General features: G+C 69.7%; 14 protein-coding genes and 1 pseudogene. 11 read left to right on the top strand and 4 right to left on the bottom strand.

The genetic code is table 11. The features are described 5' to 3' along the window. Positions 1-14 precede the first annotated feature (14 nt). Entirely contained in the window at positions 15-821 is an 807-nt protein-coding gene (locus ICC28_RS38995; RefSeq protein ID WP_223190713.1) for an amino acid ABC transporter ATP-binding protein, read from the top strand. Between the two features lie 126 nt (positions 822-947). Here ICC28_RS38995 and ICC28_RS38990 read toward each other — a convergent pair whose 3' ends face one another. Continuing rightward, entirely contained in the window at positions 948-1,607 is a 660-nt protein-coding gene (locus ICC28_RS38990) for a GntR family transcriptional regulator (RefSeq protein ID WP_188293610.1), read from the bottom strand. A gap of 94 nt (positions 1,608-1,701) precedes the next feature. Here ICC28_RS38990 and glyA point away from each other — a divergent pair, with 94 nt between their 5' ends. The 5 genes from glyA to ICC28_RS38965 are packed head-to-tail and all read left to right on the top strand — an operon-like array spanning position 1,702 to position 8,004. After that, on the top strand, positions 1,702-3,015 hold the full coding sequence (glyA, locus tag ICC28_RS38985) for a serine hydroxymethyltransferase (protein WP_188293609.1): 1,314 nt from the start codon (positions 1,702-1,704) through the stop codon (positions 3,013-3,015). Beyond that, positions 3,012-4,232 carry a sarcosine oxidase subunit beta family protein gene (locus ICC28_RS38980; protein ID WP_188293608.1) on the top strand — a complete coding sequence of 407 codons (1,221 nt, stop codon included), beginning with the start codon at positions 3,012-3,014 and terminating at the stop codon, positions 4,230-4,232. Before glyA ends, ICC28_RS38980 begins: the two co-directional genes overlap by 4 nt. A gap of 10 nt (positions 4,233-4,242) precedes the next feature. Then, positions 4,243-4,539, top strand: a complete 297-nt coding sequence (locus ICC28_RS38975; protein WP_188293607.1) for a sarcosine oxidase subunit delta — start codon at positions 4,243-4,245, stop codon at positions 4,537-4,539. Further along, entirely contained in the window at positions 4,536-7,403 is a 2,868-nt protein-coding gene (locus tag ICC28_RS38970) for a sarcosine oxidase subunit alpha family protein (RefSeq protein ID WP_188293606.1), read from the top strand. The genes ICC28_RS38975 and ICC28_RS38970 overlap by 4 nt, the downstream gene beginning before the upstream one ends. Next, positions 7,396-8,004 carry a sarcosine oxidase subunit gamma gene (locus ICC28_RS38965; RefSeq protein ID WP_188293605.1) on the top strand — a complete coding sequence of 203 codons (609 nt, stop codon included), beginning with the start codon at positions 7,396-7,398 and terminating at the stop codon, positions 8,002-8,004. Before ICC28_RS38970 ends, ICC28_RS38965 begins: the two co-directional genes overlap by 8 nt. 97 nt (positions 8,005-8,101) lie before the next feature. Here ICC28_RS38965 and ICC28_RS41415 read toward each other — a convergent pair whose 3' ends face one another. The 3 genes from ICC28_RS41415 to ICC28_RS38955 all read right to left on the bottom strand — a co-directional run bounded on the left by ICC28_RS41415 (position 8,102) and on the right by ICC28_RS38955 (position 12,696). Further along, a complete protein-coding gene (locus tag ICC28_RS41415) occupies positions 8,102-9,082 on the bottom strand; it encodes an AbfB domain-containing protein (RefSeq protein ID WP_317454177.1) in 981 nt (326 codons plus the stop codon). Between the two features lie 8 nt (positions 9,083-9,090). Then, positions 9,091-9,507, bottom strand: a complete 417-nt coding sequence (locus tag ICC28_RS41200; RefSeq protein WP_317454176.1) for a sigma-70 family RNA polymerase sigma factor — start codon at positions 9,505-9,507, stop codon at positions 9,091-9,093. A 384-nt stretch (positions 9,508-9,891) separates the two neighbouring features. Next, on the bottom strand, positions 9,892-12,696 hold the full coding sequence (locus ICC28_RS38955; RefSeq protein WP_188293604.1) for a DNRLRE domain-containing protein: 2,805 nt from the start codon (positions 12,694-12,696) through the stop codon (positions 9,892-9,894). Between the two features lie 392 nt (positions 12,697-13,088). On the opposite strand from ICC28_RS38955, the gene ICC28_RS38950 reads away from it, so the two are divergent. The 5 genes and pseudogenes from ICC28_RS38950 (at position 13,089) to ICC28_RS38930 (ending at position 18,947) form a co-directional block, all read left to right on the top strand. Further along, positions 13,089-14,099 carry a LacI family DNA-binding transcriptional regulator gene (locus ICC28_RS38950; protein ID WP_223190719.1) on the top strand — a complete coding sequence of 337 codons (1,011 nt, stop codon included), beginning with the start codon at positions 13,089-13,091 and terminating at the stop codon, positions 14,097-14,099. 167 nt (positions 14,100-14,266) lie between these two features. Continuing rightward, a complete protein-coding gene (locus tag ICC28_RS38945; RefSeq protein ID WP_188293602.1) occupies positions 14,267-15,574 on the top strand; it encodes an ABC transporter substrate-binding protein in 1,308 nt (435 codons plus the stop codon). Between the two features lie 102 nt (positions 15,575-15,676). Further along, positions 15,677-16,657: a carbohydrate ABC transporter permease gene (locus ICC28_RS38940; protein ID WP_188293601.1), complete on the top strand. Its 981-nt coding sequence runs from the start codon at positions 15,677-15,679 to the stop codon at positions 16,655-16,657. After that, positions 16,654-17,532 (top strand): carbohydrate ABC transporter permease, encoded by an 879-nt coding sequence (locus ICC28_RS38935; RefSeq protein ID WP_188293600.1) that lies wholly within the window; start codon positions 16,654-16,656, stop codon positions 17,530-17,532. The genes ICC28_RS38940 and ICC28_RS38935 overlap by 4 nt, the downstream gene beginning before the upstream one ends. A gap of 52 nt (positions 17,533-17,584) precedes the next feature. Further along, positions 17,585-18,947 (top strand): annotated as a pseudogene (locus ICC28_RS38930) (alpha-N-arabinofuranosidase). Positions 18,948-19,076 lie beyond the last annotated feature (129 nt).

The raw sequence follows: 19,076 nt of genomic DNA, 5'->3' as shown, positions 1-19,076 counted from the left end.
CCGGTGAAGATCCGATGAGCGCAACGACATCCACGCCCGACGGCACCGACACCCCGACGGCCGATCCCATCGTCCGGATCATCGACCTGCACAAGAGCTTCGGACCCGTCGAGGTTCTCAAGGGAGTCGACCTGGAGGTGCACCGGGGCCAGGTCGTCGTCATCCTCGGGCGCTCCGGCTCGGGCAAGAGCACCATGCTGCGCTGCGTCAACCACCTCGAACGCCCGTCCCGCGGCACCGTCATCGTGGACGGCGAGGTGATCGGTTACCGCATCAAGGGCGACAAGCTGCACGAACTGCCGCCCTCGGCCATCGCGAAGCAGCGCACCAAGACCGGCATGGTCTTCCAGGCCTACAACCTCTTTCCGCACATGACGGTGCTGGAGAACCTCATCGAGGCGCCGCGCCGGGTCAAGGGCGTGGACAAGGCCCAGGCGGTGGCGGACGCGATGCAGGCGCTGGAGGAGGTGGGGATGGCCCACAAGTCCGATGTCTACCCCAGCACCTTGTCCGGCGGTCAGCAGCAGCGCGTGGCGATCGCGAGGGCCCTGGTCATGAAGCCCAGCGTCATGCTCTTCGACGAGCCGACCTCGGCTCTGGACCCCGAACTCGTCGGTGAGGTGCTGGGCGTCATGAAGCGGCTGGCGACCAGCGGTATGACCATGATGGTGGTGACCCACGAGATCGGCTTCGCCCGCGGCGTCGCCGACGAAGTGGTCTTCATGTCCGAGGGCCGACTCGTCGAGAAGGGCCCGCCGTCCCAGGTGATCGACGCACCCGTCCACGAGTCGACGCGGACCTTCATCGACAGCATCCTGTGACAGCGGCGCCAAAGCTGGACGATCAGTTCTCCGAGGCTGGCATCGCTCCGCACATGTGGACGGTTCCATCTCCAACCAGCATGTTCTGAAAGCGAGTTGTCGGCCCCGCAGGCTCACCGTGCCGGGTCAGACGGCGTCGCGGATGGCCCGTTCGAAGCCCATGACGTGGCTGCGCGCGAGCCCTGCCGCGGTGTCGGCGTCCCCGGCGACGATCGCCTCGATCAGCGGGCCGTGCTCCCCGACGTGACCGGACATGTCGGACAGCCGGTCGATGAACAGGCACCAGATGCGGGTCGCCAGGTTGTCGTGGCGGACGAGGGTGTCCTCCAGGTACGGGTTGTGCGTGGCGGCGTAGATGGCGCGGTGGACCTTGAGGTCCAGGTGCATGAGTGCGGTGGCGTCGTCGCGGCGTGGGTCCACGCTCCGCAGTGCCTGTCGCAGAGCCGTCAGCGTCGCGCGGTCCGTCGTCGTGGCCCGGCGTGCAGCCTGGGCGGCGGCGAGGGGTTCCAGTTCCTGGCGCACCTCGGAGATGTGGGCCAGGTCGGTGATGTTGACGTCGGCGGCGAAGGTGCCGCGCCGCGGGTAGGTCGTGATGAGCCGCTCGTACTGGAGCCGCTTGAGCGCCTCGCGTACCGGCGTCCTTCCGACCCCGAGGGACTGCCCGAGCTGCTCCTCGTTGATCGGCGCACCCGGACGGATCTCCAGCATGACCAGCCGGTCGCGGATGGCACGGTAGGCGCGTTCGGCGAGGGACAGTTCCTCGCCCTCGGCCGCCGTTTGCTGCATGGGCGCCCCCTTGACCTGTTCCGTGAGCTCACATACCTTACCGCACAAGCTGATATATCAATTGACCATTAGTTGGCTCTCAGGATGGTGCTCGATGGCAACGACCCCGCTGCTCGCCCAGGCCACCTCGCCGCTCTCCCTCCCGCTCGGAGCACTCGACCCGGAGGTCGCCGCCGCGGTGGCGGCCGAACTCCACCGCCAGCAGTCCACCCTGGAGATGATCGCCTCCGAGAACTTCGCCCCGGCCGCGGTGATGGAGGCGCAGGGCTCGGTCCTGACCAACAAGTACGCCGAGGGCTACCCGGGTCGGCGCTACTACGGCGGCTGTGAACACGTCGACGTCGTCGAGCAGTTGGCCATCGACCGGGTGAAGGAACTGTTCGGTGCGGAGGCCGCGAACGTCCAGCCGCACTCGGGTGCCCAGGCCAACGCGGCCGCGATGTTCGCGCTGCTGAAGCCCGGCGACACGATCCTCGGCCTGGACCTGGCCCACGGCGGGCACCTGACCCACGGCATGCGCATCAACTTCTCCGGCAAGCTCTACAACGTCGTGCCGTACCACGTGCGCGAGTCCGATCTGCGGGTCGACATGGACGAGGTCGAGCAGCTCGCGCTCACGCACCGGCCCAAGCTGATCGTCGCCGGCTGGTCGGCCTACCCCCGGCAGCTGGACTTCGCCGAGTTCCGGCGGATCGCGGATGCGGTGGGCGCGTATCTGATGGTGGACATGGCGCACTTCGCCGGGCTGGTGGCGGCGGGCCTGCACCCGAGCCCGGTGCCGTACGCCGACGTCGTGACGACCACGACACACAAGACCCTCGGCGGCCCGCGCGGCGGGGTGATCCTCAGCCGCGCCGACCTGGCCAAGAAGATCAACTCCGCGGTCTTCCCGGGCCAGCAGGGCGGCCCGCTGGAGCATGTCGTCGCGGCGAAGGCGGTGGCCTTCAAGATGGCCGCCGGCGAGGAGTTCCGCGAGCGCCAGCAGCGCACCCTCAAGGGCGCGAAGATCCTCGCCGGACGGCTGCTGTCCGACGATGTCGCCGAGGCCGGGATCACGGTGCTGACCGGCGGCACCGAGGTGCACCTGGTCCTGGTCGACCTGCGCAACTCCACCCTCGACGGACAGCAGGCCGAGGACCGGCTGCACCGCGTCGGGATCACCGTCAACCGCAACGCGGTGCCGTTCGACCCGCGCCCGCCGATGGTCTCGTCCGGGCTGCGGATCGGGACCCCGGCCCTGGCCACGCGAGGCTTCGGCGAGGTCGAGTTCCGCGAGGTCGCCGACATCATCGCCGAGGCGCTGAAGGGCGAACGGCCCGAGGACGAACTGCGCGCCCGGGTCGAGAAGCTCGCCGCCGCCTTCCCCCTCTACCCTCACTTGCCCTCTGCGAACGGAGCCGCGGCATGACCGCCGAACCGCTGCCGGAGCACCCGGACTTCCTCTGGCGCAACCCCGAGCCGCGCTCCTCCTACGACGTGATCATCGTCGGCGGCGGAGGCCACGGCCTGGCCACCGCCTACTACCTCGCCAAGAACCACGGCATCACGAATGTCGCCGTCCTGGAGAAGGGCTGGCTGGCCGGCGGCAACATGGCCCGCAACACCACGATCATCCGCTCGAACTACCTCTGGGACGAGAGCGCGGCGATCTACGAGCACGCCCTCAAGCTGTGGGAGCGGCTCCCGGAGGAGCTGGACTACGACTTCCTGTTCAGCCAGCGCGGAGTCCTCAACCTCGCGCACACCCTCCAGGACGTCCGCGAGGGCGTGCGCCGCGTCAACGCCAACCGGCTCAACGGCGTCGACGCCGAGTGGCTGGAGCCGGACGAGGTCGCCAAGGTCTGCCCCATCCTCAACGTCTCCTCCCGCACCCGGTACCCGGTCCTCGGCGGCACCTTCCAGCCGCGGGCCGGCATCGCCAAGCACGACCACGTGGCCTGGGCGCTGGCCCGCCGTGCCGACGAACTGGGCGTGGATCTGATCCAGGACTGCGAGGTCACAGGCTTCCTCAAAGAGGGCGACCGGATCGTGGGCGTCGACACCAACCGGGGCCGCATCCACGCCGGCCGGGTCGGCCTCGCGGCGGCCGGGCACAGCAGCGTGCTGGCCGCGCGGGCGGGCGTACGGCTGCCGGTGCAGTCGCATCCGTTGCAGGCGCTGGTCTCCGAACTGCACGAGCCGGTGCACCCCACCGTCGTCATGTCCAACCACGTGCACGTCTACGTCTCCCAGGCCCACAAGGGCGAGTTGGTCATGGGCGCGGGCGTCGATTCGTACAACGGCTACGGACAGCGCGGCTCCTTCCATGTGATCGAGCAGCAGATGGCCGCCGCCGTCGAACTGTTCCCGGTCTTCGCCCGCGCGCATGTGCTGCGCACCTGGGGCGGCATCGTCGACGTCACCCCGGACGCCTCTCCCGTCATCGGCACCACGCCCGTCGAGAACCTCTACGTCAACTGCGGCTGGGGCACCGGCGGTTTCAAGGCCACCCCGGCCGCCGGCTGGACCTTCGCGCACACCCTCGCCACCGGCGAGCCGCATCCGCTCAATGCCCCCTTCGCCCTCGACCGTTTCCGGACGGGCGCGCTGATCGACGAACACGGCGCCGCGGCCGTGGCCCACTGAGGAGGACGCCATGCTGCTGATCGACTGCCCGTGGTGCGGCCCGAGGGACGAGACCGAGTACCACTACGGGGGACAGGCCCATGTCCCCTACCCAGAGACGCCCGCCGAGCTCACCGACGAACAGTGGGCCGAGTACGTCTTCTACCGCGACAACCCCAAGGGCCCCTTCGCCGAGCGGTGGATGCACAGCGTCGGCTGCCGCCGCTGGTTCAACGTCCTGCGCGACACCGTGAACTACGAGGTGCTCGCCGTGTACCGGCTCGACGAGCCCCGCCCCGCACTGCCCCAGGCCGGAGGGAACCGATGACCGACCAGCACTTCCGGCTGCCGCGAGGGGGCCGCGTCGACCGCGGCACCGTGCTGCGATTCACCGTCGACGGGCGGGAGCTGACCGGGCACCCCGGAGACACGGTCGCCTCGGCGATGCTGGCGGGCGGCCTCGTCGAAGTCGCCCCGTCGCTCTACCGCGGCCGCCCGCGCGGCATCGTCGCCGCGGGTGTGGAGGAGCCCAACGCCCTGGTGCAGATCGATGGTCCGCACTCGGAGGGCATGCTCCCGGCCACGACCGTGGAGCTGTACGACGGCCTGTCCGCGACCACGCTGTCCGGGATGGGCCGGCTGGACCCGACCCCCGACCCCGCCGTCTACGACAAGAAGTACGTGCACACCGACGTCCTGGTCGTCGGTGCCGGACCGGCCGGGCTCGCGGCAGCCGCCGCTGCCGCCGGCTCCGGCGCCCGGGTGCTCCTCGTCGACGACCAGCCCGAGCCCGGCGGTTCGCTGCTGTCCGGGCACAGCGAGCGGGCCGGCGACCGGAGCGTCCTGGAGTGGACCGCGGAGGTCCGCGCGGCGCTCGACGCCGCCCCCGAGGTGGTCGTCCTGCAGCGTACGACGGCCTTCGGGTCGTACGACGACAACTACGTGCTGGCCCTCCAGCGGCGCACCGACCATCTCGGAGCCGCCGCCCCCAAGGGCGTCTCGCGTCAGCGGCTGTGGCACATCCGGGCACGTCAGGTGGTCCTGGCGACCGGGGCGCACGAGCGTCCGCTGGTCTTCGCCGGGAACGACCGGCCCGGAGTGATGCTCGCCGGGGCCGTGCGCACCTACCTCAACCGGTACGCCGTGGCGCCGGGTTCGCGGGCCGTGGTCGGCACGACCAACGACAGCGCCTACGACACCGTCGCCGACCTCCATGCCGCCGGCATCGACATCGCCGCCGTCGTGGACGCACGCCCCGAGCCGTCCCACCGCGCCGCAGAGGTCACCGCGGCGACCGGGGTGCGGCTGCTGACGGGTAGCGCGGTGGTCGACACGGCGGGCGACGGCCGGCTCACCGGCGTCACCGTGCAGGCGCTCGACGAGGAGGGACGACTCACCGGCCCACCCGAGTCGTTCGACTGCGACCTGCTCGCCGTCTCGGGCGGTTGGAGCCCGGTGGTGCACCTGCACAGCCAGCGTCAGGGCAGACTGCGCTGGGACGCGGACCTGGTCGCCTTCGTCCCCGACGGAACGGTCCGGGACCAGCAGGTCGTGGGCGCGGCGCAGGGGACGTACGACCTCGACGGCTGCCTGTCCGAGGGGGCGCGGGCCGGTGCGCTGGCCGCGACGAAGACCGGACACCCTGTCGCCGTACCTCCTGATGCCGTACGGACCGCAGTCGGCCCGACGCGTGCCCTGTGGTCGGTGCCGAGCCGTGACGGCGGTGAGGACACCCACTTCGTCGACCTCCAGCGCGATGTCACCGTCGCCGACGTGCGGCGCTCCACGGGCGCCGGCATGCGGGGCGTCGAACACGTCAAGCGCTACACCTCTCTCGGCACGGCGAACGACCAGGGCAGGACGTCCGGCGTCACCTCGATCGGTGTGATCGCCGAGATGCTCGGCGGTTCCCTGGGAGAGATCGGCACCACGGCCTACCGGGCGCCGTACACGCCCGTCGCCTTCGCCGCCCTGGCCGGACGTGAGCGCGGCGAGCTGTTCGACCCCGAGCGCACCACGTCCATCCACAGCTGGCATGTGGCCCAGGGCGCGGCGTTCGAGGACGTCGGGCAGTGGAAGCGCCCCCGGTACTACCCCCGGCCCGGCGAGGACATGGACGCCGCCGTGGCCCGTGAGTGCCGCGCGGCCCGCGAGAGTGTGGCGTTCATGGACGCCTCCACCCTCGGCAAGATCGAGATCCGGGGCGCGGACGCGGGCGAGTTCCTCAATCGCGTCTACACCAACGCCTTCAAGAAGCTGAAGCCCGGCATGGCCCGCTACGGCGTGATGTGCAAGCCCGACGGCATGATCTTCGACGACGGCGTGACCCTGCGCCTGGACGAGAACCGCTACTTCATGACCACCACGACCGGCGGCGCCGCGGGTGTCCTGGACTGGCTGGAGGAGTGGCTCCAGACCGAATGGCCCGAACTCGACGTTCACTGCACCTCGGTGACCGAGCAGTGGGCGACGATCGCCGTCGTCGGCCCCAAGTCGCGCGAGGTCGTCGCCCATCTGGCACCCGATGTCGACCTGTCGGCCGAGTCCTTCCCGTTCATGGCCTTCCGCGAGACGACCCTGGCCTCGGGCATCCCTGCCCGCATCTGCCGGATCTCCTTCTCCGGCGAACTCGCCTACGAGATCAACGTCTCCTCCTGGTACGGCCTGGAGGTCTGGGAGGAGGTGGACGCGATCGGTCGGCCGTACGACATCACCCCGTACGGCACCGAGACCATGCACGTCCTGCGGGCCGAGAAGGGATACATCATCGTCGGGCAGGACACCGACGGCACCGTCACCCCGCAGGACGCGGGCATGGAATGGGTGGTCTCCAAGCAGAAGGACTTCATCGGGAAGCGCTCCTACTCCCGTCCCGACACCTCCCGCACCGACCGCAAGCAACTCGTCGGCCTGCTGCCGGCCGACCGCACGACCCGGCTGCCCGAGGGTACCCAACTCCTCGCACCCGAGGCCGACTTGGCGTCGGAGACGGTACCCGTCCCGATGCTCGGCCATGTCACCTCCAGCTACCACAGTCCGGCCCTCGGCCGCCCCTTCGCCCTCGCCCTCGTCGCGAACGGGCGGGCTCGGATCGGCGACACCCTCCTTGCCCCCGTGGGCGAGGAGCTGGTGCCCGTCGAGGTGACCGACTTCGTCCTGTACGACCCGGAAGGGACCAAGCGCGATGGCTGAGCCGACGACCGACGTACGAGTGAGCCCGCTGGCACACCTGGAGGAGCGGATGCGGGCGGCCGCGGTCACCGGTGACCGGGGTGCCGCGCTCACCGAGCGGCCGTTCCTGACGATGGTGAACCTGCGGGTCGACTCCGCGTCCGAAGCGGCCGACCGGATCGGGAAGACCCTGGGAGCACCGCTCCCGAACCGGTGCGGCGAAACCACAGGTTCCGGCCCGCACACGGTCTTCTGGCTCGGCCCGGACGAGTGGCTGGTGCTGTCGCGGGCCGAACCGTCCGCGGTGACGGCCGAGTTGAGCGAGGCGCTCGGTGCTGCTCCCGGCTCGGTCGTGGACGTCTCGGCGAACCGCACCACACTGGAGCTGAGCGGCCCGGCCGCCCGGCAGGTACTGGAGAAGGGCTGCCCGATGGATCTCCATCCCCGGGCCTTCGCCCCCGGCCGGGCGGTGTCCACCACGGTCGGCCCCGTTGCCGTACTGCTCTGGCAGGTCGACGACACACCGACGTACCGGCTGTTCCCGCGTTCCTCGTTCGCCGACTACCTGGCCCGCTGGCTCATCGACGCGATGAGCGAGTACCACGGCCCGGAGGTCCCCTGACGACGCTGAGCGCGTTCGGCCTGTCCCCGGTCGGCCATCGGCCCCTCCTGCCACATGGTGGGGCCGATGCGAGCGCGGCCGGTGACGGCGGTTCGTGTCAGACCTGGGGAGCGACCACGAGGAACGAACGGCTGGCTCGGTACGCGGCGGTGTTCTCGGACGTGTCCAGCCAGAGCTGGAGGTCGTCCCGGTGGCGGAGGTAGCGGCCGGGATAGTTGTACGACTCCAGCGAGAGCGATCCGGAGCCGGCGCCGGGACGGGGGCAGAAGGTGGCGTCCTTCTGGAAGAGGGCGGATCCGTCGTCGGTGTCCAGCCGGACGCGGAAGGCGTAGTGCCGCAGGTACCGGCCGGCGGCGTCCTTGAGCGAGTAGCAGTCGGAGTCGGCGAGACCGGGGACGAAGGTGAAGGTGGTGGTCTGCCGGGTGGCCGCGGAGCCGGAGGCGCCGACCGGCGCCAGGACGCCGAAATCGTCGGACTGGCGCACATAGTGGCTGGGGGCGTCGAAGGATCGCAGGGCGTGGGGTCCGGAGAGCCGCGCGGCGGTCTTCGGGGTCGGCGAGGCGGACGCCGTCGGTGACGCCGGCTGTGACGCCGCCACCGACTCGCTCGGGGTCGGCGATGCCGACGGGGCGGCAGAGGACAGCGGCACCGAGGCGGAGGGCCGAGGAGCCGCTTCGGGCGTGGGCGAGGGCGTGACGGCGTACCAGGCCACCCCCGCGGTCGTGAGCGCCACCGCACCCGTGGTCACCGCCGCCACCGGCTTGGCAGCCAGCCTGCCGACGACGCGTGTCACCCGCCCCGTACCGCCGGCCGCGTGTGCGCCCGCGCCGGCCGCCGTCCCGGTCGAGCCGTGCTCCAGGGCCGTGTGCGGCACCAGCCCGGCCAGGCCGATCGGCACGGGCACCAGCGCGAGGCCGCCCAGCAGCCCCTCCGCCGGTATCAGGTCGGAGCCGCTGAGCAGGCACCGGGGGCAGTCGCGGACGTGGCGGGCCAGCCGTGTGCGCCACAGTGCGGACGGCCGTCCGTCCCACGAGGTGAGCGTGGCGGTGAGCTCCGGGCAGCGTGGCGAGGCGGCCACGGCCCGTATCACGGTGCGGGCGGCCTCCAGCCGTTCCTTGACCCGCTGGACGCGGACCGCGGCATGCTGGGACGTGAGCCGCAGGCCGCCGCCAGCTCGCTGCGGGTCAGTTCACCGGCGGCCTCCATCCACCACAGCGCGAGCACCTCGCGTTCCTCGTCCTCCAGCCAGCGCGTCGCCTCCACCGCTTCGCGACGCTGGCCCGACAGCGCGAGTCGCAGAATCGTCAGATCGGCGAAGTCGGCCTGCGGATCCGGGTCCTGTCCGGTCTCCTCCAGCGGCGCCGCGATGGGCCGGGTCCGCCCGCTGCGCCACCGGTCGCGGACCTGCCGCACGGCGATGGCGACCAGCCAGGGGCGGAACCGGTCCGGCCGCTCAAGGCCGGGCAAGCCGTCCAGGACGCGCAGCATCGTCTCCTGGACCACGTCGTCGACGTCGCTGTGCCCGTCCAGCGCGCACCCGACGATGTTGTTAGACCAGCGGCAGCCAGTCCCGTACCAGCTGTTCCGACGCCTTCGGGTCCCCGGCCCGCGCCGCGTCGACGACCGCGACGTCCAGTTGTTCCTGCACGTCCTGCGAGCGCACTCACCCCACCTGCCCTGTCGACGCGTCCATGGATCAAGAGGCAACAGTGTGCCAGCAGCGAGGTCGGGGGCATTCCCTGGGGTGTACGGGCGGTGAGCACGGCCCGCACATGCTCAAGCCGGCCTGGCAACGGTTGAGATCGGCTGGGTGAACCGCCGGATGCGAGACCCGCGTGTCCGGTGGTGGGGTGGGAGGGCCGGGCGACCCGGCCCTCCCACCCGGTGCTACGGGGTCACGGTCAGCGCGGGCGCCATTTCGGCGGTCGCCCTGGTGAGCTTCCCGGAGCCGGTGGCGCCTTCGGAGCTGACGAAGCGCAGCTCGTGGTTGGTGCCCCCCGCGTTGCCGACGGCGAGCAGGAGCGTGGACTGATTTGCCGCGTAGGCGTTCTGGACGAAGGAGGTGATGTCGACGGTGATGTCGCGGCCGTCGATGGCGTTGCCCTGGTGGGTCCCGCCGCCCTCGGGGACGATGGTCGAACCGAGGGCGAAGGTGGCCGACTTCGCGACGGAGGAGGTCGTGGCGGTGAAGCTCGGCCGGTTCTGCCAAGTCATCGTGTTGATCGGGCAGGACGTGCCGCCGCCGGTGCACGTGGTGTCGCTGACGGGTTGCACGAGGAGCTGGTCGGTGTCAGTCGACGGCACCGAGGCATAGCGGTGTCCGACGTAGGTGAGATGGAGTGTGGCCCGGCTCGGTGCCCTGGTGAGGCTGCTGAGGGGGATCTGGAGGTAGGAGAGCTTTCCGTCGCCGGATCCCGTGGTGTACTGCTCGCCCATCAGGCCGACCCCGGTGTTGCGGGTGATGAGGGTCAGGTCCGAGGAGCTGTTCCTGGTCTGGTCGCCCGACCACGCCCCCACCCAGGTGTCGCCGTCGGCGGGGGCGCCGGCCTGGACGTTCCGGGTCTGGCCGTTCGCGTCCGTGTAGGTGGTGGTCAGCGTGCCGATCCCGCTCGTCGTCAGCGGGAACTGGCCGGTGCATCTGACGAGCCGGCCTGCGACGTGGAGGTCGTTCAGTGTCGCGTTCGTGACGCCGCTCAACGGGCTGCTGTTCGTCCTCTGCTGCGAGAACCACACGTTGTCGAGCTTGAAGGTGCCGATCGGGGCCCTGGTGTACGTGTATGTGGTGCCCGACCCGTCGGGGTTGGGGGCGTATCCGTAGATCGCCTGCTGCTCGGCGGTGATGGTCTTGGTGGCGCTGCCGTTGGAGACCCCGACCGGTCCCTTGGTGAACCGGGAGTTGTCGATCGAGCTGTTCTTCACCACGACGCTCATGTCCGGGTACGGGTTGGGGCCGCCGCCGCCAATGGCGATGCCACCGGCCCACGGCGACACGGAGTTGAAGTTGTCGAACATGTAGTTGTGGAGCCGGTATCCGTACGGGGCCCATCCGATCCGGATCGCGTTGCCGGCACCGACGGACCAGTTCAGCGTGTCGCTGACCGAGATGTTCTTCGAGTCCTGGGTGTCCCAGTGATAGGAGTCGAACCCGAGCTCGTCGGCGACGCTGTCGTGGGCGCCCACCGCGTTGACGTAGCCCTGGACGTCGGGGGTGGAGGTGCCGAGCTGGAAGTTGCTCCACACGCCGGGGGCCAGCGGGGTGAACCCGTCGCTGGGGTTGTAGTGGCCGGAGGCGAACGCGTCGTCGTTGCCCAGGGTGAAGACGCCGTTGGCGGTGATGTCCTGGCCGCTCGCGAAGTTCGTCCCGTCGATCCACGGCTGGCGGTACGGGGTGAGGGCCTTGATGTTGTTGAACGTCACCCTCTTCGCGGTGTGGGTCTCGTAGTTCCACTGCTTCGCGTTGCGCACGTAGGTGTCGTCGAACGTGATGTCCGACGAGTGCATGACCATGACGCCGCCCTGGTGCTGGCTGCGGTAGGCGTCGTGCAGGTCACCGGTGGTGCGGGCGTTGTAGTTCGCCACGCCGTTGCCGTCGAAGACGCCGCGGCCGTCGATGTCGATGTCGCTCGAGTTGATGATCCCGACCGCCGGCTCGAACGCCTCCATGTACGCCTGGACGCGGTTCTTCAGAAGGGCCCCTTCGTCGGTGTAGATCTTCAGCTTGCCGCCCTTGAGCTTGCTGCCGTCCACACCGTTCACCAGGAGACCGGACCACACGTACGTGCCGTTCGGGAAGTAGAGCGTGTTGAGCGCCGTGGGGTTGGCCTTGATCGTGTCGATGGCGGCCCGCAGGGCGTACGTGACGTCGTCGGCGGCCATCTTCCGCACGTTCGGGTACCGCACGTTGACGCTGCTCGCGCTCACCAGCGTCCCGGCCGAGGTCTGCTGACCGGCGGGGACGGCGGTGCCGTTGACCGTCTTGCCGGCCATGGAGCTCGTCGTCGCGGCGGGAGCCTTCTGAGCGGCGCTGTTCGGGTGCGCCGCGAGGTACTTCGCGGCGAACTGCTGGAAGTTGAGGACACCGGTCTGCAGGTTGACACCGGAACCGTCCGGTGCGCTCGTGGTGTCCGGGCGCTGCGCCGGGTCTTCCAGAGGGTCGTTGATGACTGCCAGGTAGGGCTGTCCTGTGGCGTTGGTGGAGTCACCGTTGACCATCACGATCGCCTGGTTCAACCCGGCGTCGGCTGACATCTGGAACGTCAGGGTGTGCTTGTCCGCGCTCACCGAGACGCTACCGGCCGGGTAGTAGCGCGCCGGGTAGATGTTCACCCTGTCGATCGTGGTGCCGGGCAGCGTGACCGTGATCGTCGGTGTCCGGGAGTCCGACGCGAAGCGCGCGATGTCGAAGTTGTGGCCGTTCTGGGTGTATCGGACGGCCTGGACGGACGTGCCGGCGACTTGCACCTGGTACTTGGTGGACGCCACGTCCGGGGACGTCGTCGTACCGCCTCCCACTCCCGTCGGCGCGTACGTGTGGACGGTGGTGGCGGCGTGTGCGGGGACGGTGCCGGTGAGTATGAGGCCCGCCACCGCGATGGTGGCGCCGGCAACGGCCGCGACGAAGCGCTTCACGCGCGAGCCGCGTCGCGCCGGGGCGGGGTTCGGGTCAGCGTCGTCGCCGGGCGGTCTGATCATGCCTGTCTCTCCTCAGGACGAGACCCTTCCGGGTCTGTTCAGGCGCTCGCCGTCTGCTGGAGACGGCGTGGAGCATTCGGGAGGGCCGCGGCCGGACCGAGGCCGAACACGGCCGTCGGGACCGTCGCGGTCGCCAGGGTGACGCCACTGCATTGACCGATCCACGGGATCAGACGTGGCGGGGAGGTTACTGCCGTATTTCTGGAACCGTCAATGCTCCGCGCGCTCTCAAGTCGCGGAAGGAGCCGTGACCTGCCCGCTACGCCCTCATCGTGCTCCGTAACGGCTGAATCACGGCGGCCGTGCGAAACCTTGCCTTGCTGCGACACTCACCCTACGCTGGCGCCGCTTTCGTGGATCGATAAACGTCTCAGGGGGCGCACGTGGTGACAATGGCGGAGGTGGCGGCTCGGGCGGGGGTCACCAAGCAGACCGTCTCCAACGTGGTGTCCGGCAAGAAGGTGCGGCCGGAGACTCTGGCGAAGGTGAACAAGGCCATCGCCGAACTCGGCTACAAGCCGAACCTGGTGGCGCGTTCGCTGCGTACCGGCAGCACGTCGACGGTGGGGCTGTTCGTGCCGTCGGTGGCCAACCCGTTCTACTCGGAGATGGTCGAGGAGGTGGAGAATCTCCTGGTCGGCCACGGATACAACCTGCTGCTCGCCACGACGCGCGACGATCCCGACTACACCCGGGCCCACCTGGAGAACCTCGCCGCGCGCTCGGTGGACGCACTGCTGGCCGCCGGGGACAAGGGCGTCGATCAGCAGCTGCCGATGCTCGCCGCCGCCGGCTTCCCGGTCGCGCTGTTCGCCTGGGAGGGGGACCCGCCGACCACGCTCCCGGTGGTGTCCATCGATTACCAGCACGCCGGGTTCCTGGCCGGGTGTCACCTGCGGGATCTCGGCCACCGGAACATCGCGGTGGTCGCCGACCTCCCCGCGCACGAGCCGCGCGTCGTGGGGTTGCGCCGCGCGTTCGCCGCCGACGGGCTGGACGACCGCAAGGTGTTCGCCTGCACCAGCGACGACGCCGCCGGCGGGTTCGCCGCGGCCTGTGCGGCGCTGGACGCGGATCCGGAGCTGACGGCGATCTTCGCCACCCACGACATCTTGGCCGTCGGTGCCGTCGAGGCGGTGGTCCGGACCGGGCGGCGGGTCCCCGACGACGTCAGCGTGGTCGGCTTCGACGACATCGCCCAGGTCGGGCGGATCCGACCCGCGCTGACCACGGTCACCTTCCCCAAGCGCGAGATGGCCCAGCAGGCCGTGGAACTACTGCTACGAGCCGTCGACTCCGGCCGGCCGCCGACCAACGTCGTAACGCTGCTGCGCCCGACCCTGACGGTGAGGGACAGCAGCGGCCCAGCCCGCGGCGACCGCTTGGCGCCTGGCACCGCTTGACCCACCACGGCACACCCCAGCGCACCACGGCCTCGGCATCGGACGTCCTTGCCGCGGTCCCGACGGTGTTCGGCGTGAGGTTCAGCACCGGTCGGCAGGCGGGCATCGGCAGCCCGCTCACCGACAGTCCGGTAAGTCAGTCCCCCGTCACGAAGGGTTTCGCTCTCATGGACAGCACCACCCCAAGCACCCGCAGACTCCTGGCGCTCGCCACCGCGGCGGTCGTCGCATTCGGCGGCGGCGCGTGCAGCAGCGACGAGAACACCTCCGCCGCGGAATCGGGCCAGAGCGGGCCGGTGAACATGGAGTTCTGGGGGTGGGCCTCCTACGAGAAGATCGTCGACCAGTGGAACGCCGCCCACCCGGACAGCAAGGTCACCTTCAAGAAGATCCCGTCGGGGGGCAAGGGCGGCTACACCCAGATCACCAACGCGATCACCGCCGGCGAGGGCCCGTGCCTGGCCCAGATCGAGTACCAGACCATCCCGTCGATGCTCGTGAAGAACACGGTCATGGACATCACGGAGTACGCGAGCGCCGACATGGCCAAGTACGCCCCGTCGGCCGTCTCCGCCTCCAGCATCGACGGCAAGATCTACGGCGTCCCGGTGGACGTCGGCCCGATGGTCCTCTTCTACCGCAAGGATCTGTTCGCCAAGTACGGCATCACCGAGCCGCCGGCCACCTGGGCCGAGTACAAGGCTGACGCCGAGAAGGTCGCCGCCGCCGATCCGAGCGTGAAGTTCGGCACCGCGCCCGCCGAGGGCAACGATCTGGCGGCCTTCAGCCTGCAGACCGGCCAGTCCTGGTACTCGACCCAGGGAGACAGCTGGACCGTCAGCATCGACAACGCCGGCACCCGGAAGGTCGCCTCCTTCTGGCAGGACCTGAAGGACAGGGGTCTGGTGGCGACGACCGGCAACGCCTGGGACCCGCAGTTCAACAAGGCCGCCACGGCCGGCAAGGTGCTGTCGTTCGTCAACGCGTCCTGGGCCGCCGGCGGCCTGAAGTCGGACCTGAAGGACCAGTCCGGCAAGTGGGCGGTCGCCGCGATGCCGACCTGGGAGGCCGGCGACGGCAAGAGCTCCAGCAACGGCGGCTCGGCCACCTCGGTGATGACCGGGTGCGAGACGCCCCGCGAAGCCGCGCAGTTCGCCACGTTCCTGTCCAGCGACCCGCAGGCGGTGAAAGAGGGCATCGCCGGCGGGCTGTACCCCGCGTCGAAGGCCGGACAGGACGACTCCTCGCTCACGGCGGGTGACCCGTACTTCGGCGGCCAGAAGGTCGGTGACCTGTACAAGGCCTCCGCGGAGCAGGTCCCCACCACCTGGACCAACGGCCCGACCTATCAGCAGGTCGAGACGGACTTCACCGAGGCCATCGGCCAGGGCACCCTGCCGGACGCGGTCACCAAGGTGCAGGCCTCGACGGTCGCCGCGATCAAGAAGCTCGGACTGTCGGTGACCGACGGCTGAGGTGGCGGGACTCCAGCCGCCCCGAAGGGTTCCCCGCGGCCGCCCGTACCGGGCGCCGCCGGGAACCTGCTCCCCGACGACGAACCGCCCAGCGAGGTTTCCATGAGCAGTCCCAGCAGCGCCCGGACCGCGCCGCCGCCGCGCCCGGCGCCCGCGGTCACCCCCCGCGTCCCACCCGCCGGCCGGCCTCGGCGCACCGGCCGTCGTGCCGCGTTGACCGCGTCGGGTTTCCTGGCGCCGTTCGCGGTGCTCTTCCTGACCATGATGGTCGCGCCGATCTGCTACGCGATCTACCAGAGCTTCTTCACCGTCCAGCGCGCCGGGCTGTTCGGCGGTGCGCGGTCCACGGAGTTCGCGGGACTGTCCAACTACGCCGCCGCCTTCGGCGACGACGACTTCACCGCGTCGATCATCCGGGTCGTGCTGCTGGGCTGCGTCCAGGTCCCGGTCATGCTCGGCCTGGCCCTCCTGCTCGCGCTCCTGCTGGACTCCCGCTCGGCCCGGCTGCGCAAGACCTTCCGGCTCACGTTCTTCCTGCCCTACGCGCTGCCCGGTGCGATCGCCGCCGTGATGTGGTCCTTCCTGCTGGTGAAGGACCTCTCGCCATTCACCGGACCGCTGTCCCAGATCGGGATCGACGTGAACTTCCTGTCACCGTCGTGGGTTCCGTTCTCGATCGGGAACATGATCACGTGGGGCTGGACCGGCTACAACATGCTGATCATCTACTCCGCGCTGCAGACGATCCCCGCCGAGGTGATGGAGGCCGCCGTGCTCGACGGCTGCACCGGATGGCGTCTGGCGTGGGCGGTCAAGGTCCCGCTGGTGCGTCCCGCGCTGGTGCTGACCACGGTCTTCTCCATCATCGGGACGGCGCAGCTGTACACCGAGCCGGCGGTGCTGGTCGGCGCGCGCATCCAGGGCGTCTCCCCGAAGTTCTCCCCGATCATGAACACGACCCTGGCCATGGACGTGGGCGACCAGAACCTGGCCGCCGCCCAGTCCGTCGTGCTCGCGCTGATCACCCTCGTGCTCTCGTTCGGATTCCTCAAGTACACCCAGCGCAAGGGAGCGACGGCATGAGCGTGATCCGGGCCGACCGGCCGACCCGACCGGACCGCCGCGGCACAGAGATCGCGAGCAGGGTCGCCGTCAACGGGGTGCTGGGCCTGATGGCCCTGTACACGCTGATCCCGCTGTGGTGGCTGTTCGTCTCCGCGACCAAGGGCTCGGGCTACTTCTACACCGGTACGCCGCTGTGGTTCTCCCACTTCGACCTGGTCGCCAACGTCAGGAACGTGTTCAGCTTCGAGGGCGGTGTCTTCTCCACCTGGCTCGCCAACAGCGCGCTGTACAGCCTCGTCGGCGCCACCGTCAGCACCCTGCTGTCCGCGATGGCCGGCTACGCGCTGTCCAAGTTCAGCTTCCGCGGCCGGGAAAGCGTGTTCAACGTCATCCTCGCCTCGGTCCTCATCCCGATGCCGATGTTCGCCCTGCCGTTGTTCCTCCTCATGGCCAAGCTCGACATCACCAACTCCTACTGGTCGGTGCTGCTGCCCAGCTGCGTCAGCCCGTTCGGCGTCTACCTGTGCCGGATCTTCGCCACGGCGTCCGTCCCGGACGAACTCCTTGAGGCCGCACGGCTCGACGGAGCGGGCGAGCAGCGCACCTTCTTCCGGATCGCCCTGCCTCTGATGGCCCCGGCACTGGTGACCGTCTTCCTGTTCCAGTTCGTCGGCATCTGGAACAACTACCTGCTGCCCTCGCTCATGCTCAACACCCCCTCCCTGCAGCCCGTCACGGTGGGCCTGGTGCAGTGGCGCTCGGAGTTCGCCAACGGAGTGCCGCCACTGCTGCCGATCACCGGTGCCTTCCTGTCGCTGATCCCCCTGCTCGTCGCCTTCGTCAGCCTCCAGCGGTTCTGGCGCAAGGGCCTGACCGCAGGCGCCGTCAAGTAGCCCGTTCGCTGCCCCACCCCCATTCCCACCTGAGCTGCAAAGGACCACTGAATTGCCCCGCGCCCACATCAGTCTCGACAAGCAGGCCGTCATCGCTCCGGTCCGCCGCCGCACCTTCGGCTCGTTCGTCGAACACCTCGGCCGCTGCGTGTACACCGGGCTCTACGAGCCGGAACACCCGAGCGCGAACGACGACGGGTTCCGTATGGACGTCGTCGAACTGGTCAGGGAGCTCGGCACCAGGACCGTCCGTTACCCGGGCGGCAACTTCGTCTCCGGCTTCCGCTGGGAGGACTCGATAGGCCCCCGCGACAAGCGCCCGGTGCGCCGCGACCTCGCCTGGCACTCCCTGGAGTCGAACCAGGTCGGCCTGGACGAGTTCGCCCGCTGGCTCAAGCTCACCGACTCCGAGCTGATGCTCGCGGTGAACCTCGGTACGCGGGGCATCCAGCCCGCCCTGGACCTGCTCGAGTACGCCAACCACCCGTCCGGTACGGCGCTGTCGGACCTGCGTGTCGCCAACGGCACGCCGGACCCGCACGACGTACGGATGTGGGGAACGAGATGGACGGCCCCTGGCAGACCGGCTTCCTTACGGCCGACGACTACGGCAAGCTCGCCGCCCGTACCGCCGCCGCGATGAAGATGGCCGACAAGGACCTCGAACTCGTCGTCTGTGGCTCCTCCGGGTCCGCCATGCCGACCTTCGGCGACTGGGAACGCACGGTTCTGGAGCACACCTACGACTACGTCGACTACGTTTCCTGCCACGCCTCCTACCAGGAGCGCGACGGCGACCTCGGCTCCTTCCTCGCCTCGGCGACCGACATGGACTACTTCATCGACACCGTCGTCGCGACCCCCGGCAGCTGGAGGACGTCTACTCCGTGGCGGACGCCGTCGTCATCGGCAACCTGCTGATGACGCTGCTCAAGCACAGCGACCGCGTCACCTCGGCCTCGCTCGCGCAACTGGTCAACGTGATCGCGCCGATCATGACCGAGCCCGGTGGTCCCGCCTGGCGGCAGACGACCTTCTACCCGTTCTCGATCACCAGCCGGCTTGCCGCCGGTGAGGTGATCCGGTCCGTGATCGAGACGCTGACGTACACGACCGCAAGCCATGGCGAGGCGCCCGTCGACGCCGTCGCGACCGTCGACGAGGACCGGGCCGCCGTCTTCCTCGTCAACCGCGGGCTTTCGCAGGCCACTCAGGTCACGGTCGATGTGAGCGGCCTCGGCTCTTCGCGCATACTGGAGGCGGTCACGCTCGCCGACTCGGACCCGTACGCGAAGAACACGCTTGCCGAGCAGAACCGCGTGACCTCGCATGCGAACCGGAGCGCGATCCTGTCCGACGGCCTGCTGAGCATCGAGCTGCCGCCGGTGTCGTGGACCGCGATCGCGCTGGGCTGAGTACCGCGATCACATGACGGCGGGGCGTGGCCGGTCCACCAGCCGGCCAGGGACCGGTTCGACCGGCTCCCAGGGGGGTGCTTCTATCTGTTCGGTCAAGGTCTGTGGGTTTGGTCAGGCTGTTTGTTG

Source organism: Streptomyces sp. TRM68416 (genome assembly GCF_014596915.1).
Taxonomy (GTDB): domain Bacteria; phylum Actinomycetota; class Actinomycetes; order Streptomycetales; family Streptomycetaceae; genus Streptomyces.
Note: the sequence above shows the minus strand (reverse complement) of the source record. Positions and strands in the feature narration are given on the sequence as shown.